The organism is Lysinibacillus sp. FW301-JW8, assembly GCF_058788755.1.
The window spans coordinates 1-4,322 of the sequence record NZ_JBYTBB010000129.1 but is presented as its reverse complement, the minus strand read 5'-3'; the positions used below and the strand labels follow the sequence as shown (position 1 = coordinate 4,322).

The following is a 4,322-nucleotide window of genomic DNA, read 5'->3' as shown; positions in this document are numbered from 1 at the left end:
ATCGGACGCCCCCAGGAAAGCACTCAGTCGGAACGGAGATCAACCCCTCGTTTTGAAAAAGGGCTATACTTTTTGATCACCTTGATTTCATTGACATAATAGTATTTCAACAACATGACCATCTATTTATATGTAAATAGATGGTAATTTAAAATATTAAAGTTGACATGCCTCTATCTACATCCTACTAAAAATAGAATAAAAAGTCTATTTCTATTTTCATAGCTGTGAGACAATGATTATGCGCAAATGCTACATAACGTTATGTAAAACAAGTGGAGGTTTTACATGAAACAAAATATTTATGACAATCCTGAATTTTTCTGTCAGTATCAAGCTTTACGTCAAAGATCTTATAATTATAATAATTTGCTGGAGCAGCCCGCGATAAAATCCTTACTGCCAAATTTACAGAATTTACAGATGCTTGATATCGGCTGTGGAATGGGCGAATTTGCGTATTATTGTATAGAAAACGATGCAAAACATGTTACTGCCATCGATGTCTCCAGAAATATGCTGGCGATTGCACGTCGTGAATATGCACATCCAAATATCGATTATTGTTTGCATGCAATAGAGGATTATCATATAGCTCCAGAAAGCTTTGATTGTATTACAAGCTCCCTCTCCTTGCATTACATTGAAAATTTTGATGCTGTGATCAGTAAAATTGCAAGCATACTTCGTTCAAATGGCATCTTTATATTTTCCATAGAACATCCAATTGCAACAGCTAGGAAAACATTCGAGGATAATTGGATGTATGATGATAACGGTCATAGAAATCATTATGCAATTGACAATTACCAGGATGAGGGCTTACGTGAACAGACATGGTTTGTGGATGGTGTAGTTAAATATCATCGATGTATCTCTACGATTATCAATTCATTAATTGCACATGGCCTCACTATCGAAAAAATGGTAGAACCGCTTCCTAATTTGGAGGCAATAGAGAAACTTCCCTCTCTAGAAAAAGAAATTCGTCGTCCTTCCTTTTTAGTAATTAGAGCGAAAAAATAATCAAAAAAACCTTGAGGTCTCGAAGTAATTATTCATCTTCGAGACCTCCCATACTTTATTTACTTAGTTTCACATAAATAATTTCTGGATCATCCTCGTCCAAATTCTCAATAAACCCACTTTTTATAAATCCTGTCTTGTCAAATACTTGATGCATAGCCGTATTTGATTGATTAGTAGAGGAAAAAATCTTTGGCGTGATAGCTAATTCTACATAAGTCTCAATTAAAGAGGCAGCAACTCCCCTTCTCCGTTCAGATGGCTTTACTATCACTAAGTCGATAAAGCCATGTTCAAAAAAATTATTTGTAAATATCAGAAAGCCCGCAATCCCTTGTTCATTTTGTTGGATGATACAGCGTTTTTCTTGAATGGCTATACTTATTTGTTTGCTTCTTGAAAAATCACCTAGTACTTCTTTATCTATCGCACATATTTCATCCAACTGCTCTATCCCTGCGTTCATTACCAATGTCATCAGAATCTCCTAACACTACTTGATATAATAACTCATTACAATAAGCTCATCATTAAATCCGGTTACTTGCCTTCCCTCATCAACAAAGCCACATTTAGTATAAAGTGCCTGTGCGGATTTGTTTGGGACATTAACTCCTAACACGAGCTCATTAATATGAGGAAAATGCGTCTGAACAAATTCTGGTAAGAGCTGTAATGCTGCTTTTGCATAGCCTTTCCCTTGCTCATGATAATCAGTAGAAAAGGAGCGAATTAACAAGGCAGCTTCATTTGTTGAATATGGTATTACCCCATCTTTTTCATGTAATACAAAGAAAGAAACTAGCTTATCTTCTGCAAGCACCAATATGGTATGACGATTTCTGTCCAATTTCGCCAGTTCAATACTTTCTTTTGGAGACTTTGTAAAACTTAACTGCTCTGTTGTTATTGCATATCTCTCTATTAACGGGGCATCACACGTCTCATAAAATTTTAATCTCATAAATGCCCTCCCTCCTATTCCTCCTCATAGATTGATGTAAATTCATACTCTCCATCTATTAGCTGTTGTAAATAGTCATCAAAGGATGGTGCAATAACCTCATAGCTATCTGGGTCATGAACATATCGAACGACCTGCCCTATCTGTCCACCATCATTGGGATGAAAATCTATATATAGGCTAGATGTACCGCCATTGTTCATACAATCCGCAAAGCATAAATGCTTATTTAATGGTATATGCATCTGAATTCTACCATCCACTTCAACATGCTCTAAAAAATCTCGATAACGTTCATAAATACTTTCACTATTCACTACTTGGGCATCTTTTATCATTTGCTCAATAGACTTTAAATAATATGGATAATCACCTAGATCTGAGCCTAATACTAGTACACTAATCGTTGTTTCTCCATGCTTACAATAATAGGTTCCATTAATATCTTGCAGTAGTTTAATCAAAGATTTTGGACATTCTGGAAATATATCTAATAATGTTTGAATTTGAGAATCAGTTGCTCCTTTTGCTTGTTGCAGCTGGATTTGCTCTTCTTCAGGTAAGTATGCCATCAAGCCATTAAAATAAGTTGTAAAGAAACACATTGAATTCTCCTCTTTCTAATTGTTATTGTAAGTTAATCCATTAATTTACGCATAATAAAATCGGTATGTACGTCATTTCCAAATTGAAAATCATGGGTACTAAATCGAGAAAATCCTATACTTTCATAAAATTGGATGGCTGATAAATTTTTCTCCCAAACCCCTAACCAAACAATCTTCTTTTCAAGCTGCTTAGCCCGCTCTAACCCTTTATTTAATAGTGCTTTTCCAAGTCCACGTCCTTGAAAGGATTGCCCTACATAGATACGTTCGATCTCTAGTGCTTGATCCCCAAACGAATCTGATTGTGCATCGTCCACATTTATTTTTATATAGCCTGCCAATTCGTCATCTAAATAGATAAAGTAAAAGCTAGAAGACTCATTGGAAAGCTCATTTTTCAGTTGATTTTTATTAAATGCTCGCTCTAAATGGGTGTTAATCGTATCCAGGCTGATCATATGTCTAAATTGCTCATCATAATAGGTGTCCGTATAAGTTTATTTACTGATTTTTTGAAGGTCATCTAGGTCTTCTAATGTACATGGTATTAGCTGAATACTCATTGTAACACTTCCCTTTTTTCGTTATGTTTCATTAACTCCATAGAGCTAATCGTAATAATTTGGAATTTTCTTTTAAACTATTGTAAAATACTCTATCTGTAAACACCATCAGAAATTCGAACTATTGATATGTGGGTTGTTTGATAAAATACAAGATTAAATGTTCAGAAGAAACGAAACTAATTGAAGTCCTTCTTATTTTAAATATTTATTTCTACTAATCCTTAAAAATGCTACTATAAAAGTATTCAATTAAAAGGAGTTGTGCCAATGAGTGCGGCAAGTGCAGTAGACGTTTTGGTTATTCAACAGATCAAACAAGGGATGTCATTTTAGCTGCAGCCCTTGAACAAGGGAGAACACAAATGGATCATTACATGAAAAACTTTCTTACAGGTCAAACAATTACTTTACAGCAAATGACTTCGTCTGACTTAGAGACGTTTGTCAAGATTGAAAGTGAAAAGAAGTCGTTATTATTAGCTAATGACGAAATCCCCTTTCCAAAAACCTTCGAGGATCACTCATCATTCTTCCAAAGTATTAGTGCAAAGAAGGAAGATTTTTTCTTCGGTATATTTGAAAAATCTACAAATGAACTTATTGGTACATGCGCTGTATTTTCAATTAATTGGCAAAATAGTACTTGCTTTGTAGGCATTTCGATTGGTGAGCAATGGCAAGGCAAAGGACTTGGAACAGATGCTATGAAAACCCTTATCGATTTTATTTTTAATTACATTGCTATCAATAAAATTAAACTACAGGTTTTCAGCTTTAATACAGCAGCTATTCGATCCTATGAAAAATGCGGCTTTTCAAAAGAAGGTATTTTAAGAAATGAGATTTTCCGATTCGGTAAGTTTTATGATCTATTATTATTTGGTCTATTACGAGAAGAATGGACACATTAAGATAAATAATAAACGCCCACATCTGATAGAGTGGGCGTTTCATAGTGTTGAAAAATTAAATAGTCAAGGGATTTTTTGTGAATATTTAGTTAAAATGAAGGTGATTTCCGTTCCAGGCTACTCGCTTTGCTGCTGACGCTCCGTGCAGGGTCTCGCCTGTCTCGCTATCTCACGGGAGTCGAGTAGCCTTGCACTCCAATCAGCAATAGTGTAGAACTTTAAATATTTTCTTCCCTCAAAAGAAAAG

The 4,322-nt window shown here is 34.9% G+C and carries 6 protein-coding genes; 2 read left to right on the top strand and 4 right to left on the bottom strand.

Going from position 1 to position 4,322, the window contains the following annotated elements:
* Positions 1-288: 288 nt before the first annotated feature.
* Positions 289-1,026: a class I SAM-dependent methyltransferase gene (locus AC3WOM_RS26485; RefSeq protein ID WP_492449129.1), complete on the top strand. Its 738-nt coding sequence runs from the start codon at positions 289-291 to the stop codon at positions 1,024-1,026.
* A 55-nt stretch (positions 1,027-1,081) separates the two neighbouring features.
* Here AC3WOM_RS26485 and AC3WOM_RS26480 read toward each other — a convergent pair whose 3' ends face one another.
* The 4 genes from AC3WOM_RS26480 to AC3WOM_RS26465 are packed head-to-tail and all read right to left on the bottom strand — an operon-like array spanning position 1,082 to position 3,056.
* Positions 1,082-1,504: a GNAT family N-acetyltransferase gene (locus AC3WOM_RS26480; protein WP_427546125.1), complete on the bottom strand. Its 423-nt coding sequence runs from the start codon at positions 1,502-1,504 to the stop codon at positions 1,082-1,084.
* Between the two features lie 15 nt (positions 1,505-1,519).
* Entirely contained in the window at positions 1,520-1,990 is a 471-nt protein-coding gene (locus AC3WOM_RS26475) for a GNAT family N-acetyltransferase (RefSeq protein WP_492449125.1), read from the bottom strand.
* A 14-nt stretch (positions 1,991-2,004) separates the two neighbouring features.
* Positions 2,005-2,595 (bottom strand): SMI1/KNR4 family protein, encoded by a 591-nt coding sequence (locus AC3WOM_RS26470; protein WP_492449122.1) that lies wholly within the window; start codon positions 2,593-2,595, stop codon positions 2,005-2,007.
* Positions 2,596-2,627: 32 nt separating this feature from the next.
* The gene (locus AC3WOM_RS26465; RefSeq protein WP_492449119.1) at positions 2,628-3,056 is read right to left on the bottom strand and encodes a GNAT family N-acetyltransferase; all 429 of its coding nucleotides are present in this window, start codon (positions 3,054-3,056) and stop codon (positions 2,628-2,630) included.
* A gap of 470 nt (positions 3,057-3,526) precedes the next feature.
* On the opposite strand from AC3WOM_RS26465, the gene AC3WOM_RS26460 reads away from it, so the two are divergent.
* Positions 3,527-4,075: a GNAT family N-acetyltransferase gene (locus tag AC3WOM_RS26460; RefSeq protein ID WP_427546117.1), complete on the top strand. Its 549-nt coding sequence runs from the start codon at positions 3,527-3,529 to the stop codon at positions 4,073-4,075.
* Positions 4,076-4,322: the final 247 nt, after the last annotated feature.

What these genes read in the sequence shown, in the direction of transcription:
- AC3WOM_RS26465 (WP_492449119.1), bottom strand. Translation starts at nt 3,056, where the DNA reads ATGATCAGCCTGGATACGATTAACACCCATTTAGAGCGAGCATTTAAT.
- AC3WOM_RS26460 (WP_427546117.1), top strand. Translation starts at nt 3,527, where the DNA reads ATGGATCATTACATGAAAAACTTTCTTACAGGTCAAACAATTACTTTA.
- AC3WOM_RS26480 (WP_427546125.1), bottom strand. Translation starts at nt 1,504, where the DNA reads ATGACATTGGTAATGAACGCAGGGATAGAGCAGTTGGATGAAATATGT.
- AC3WOM_RS26485 (WP_492449129.1), top strand. Translation starts at nt 289, where the DNA reads ATGAAACAAAATATTTATGACAATCCTGAATTTTTCTGTCAGTATCAA.
- AC3WOM_RS26470 (WP_492449122.1), bottom strand. Translation starts at nt 2,595, where the DNA reads ATGTGTTTCTTTACAACTTATTTTAATGGCTTGATGGCATACTTACCT.
- AC3WOM_RS26475 (WP_492449125.1), bottom strand. Translation starts at nt 1,990, where the DNA reads ATGAGATTAAAATTTTATGAGACGTGTGATGCCCCGTTAATAGAGAGA.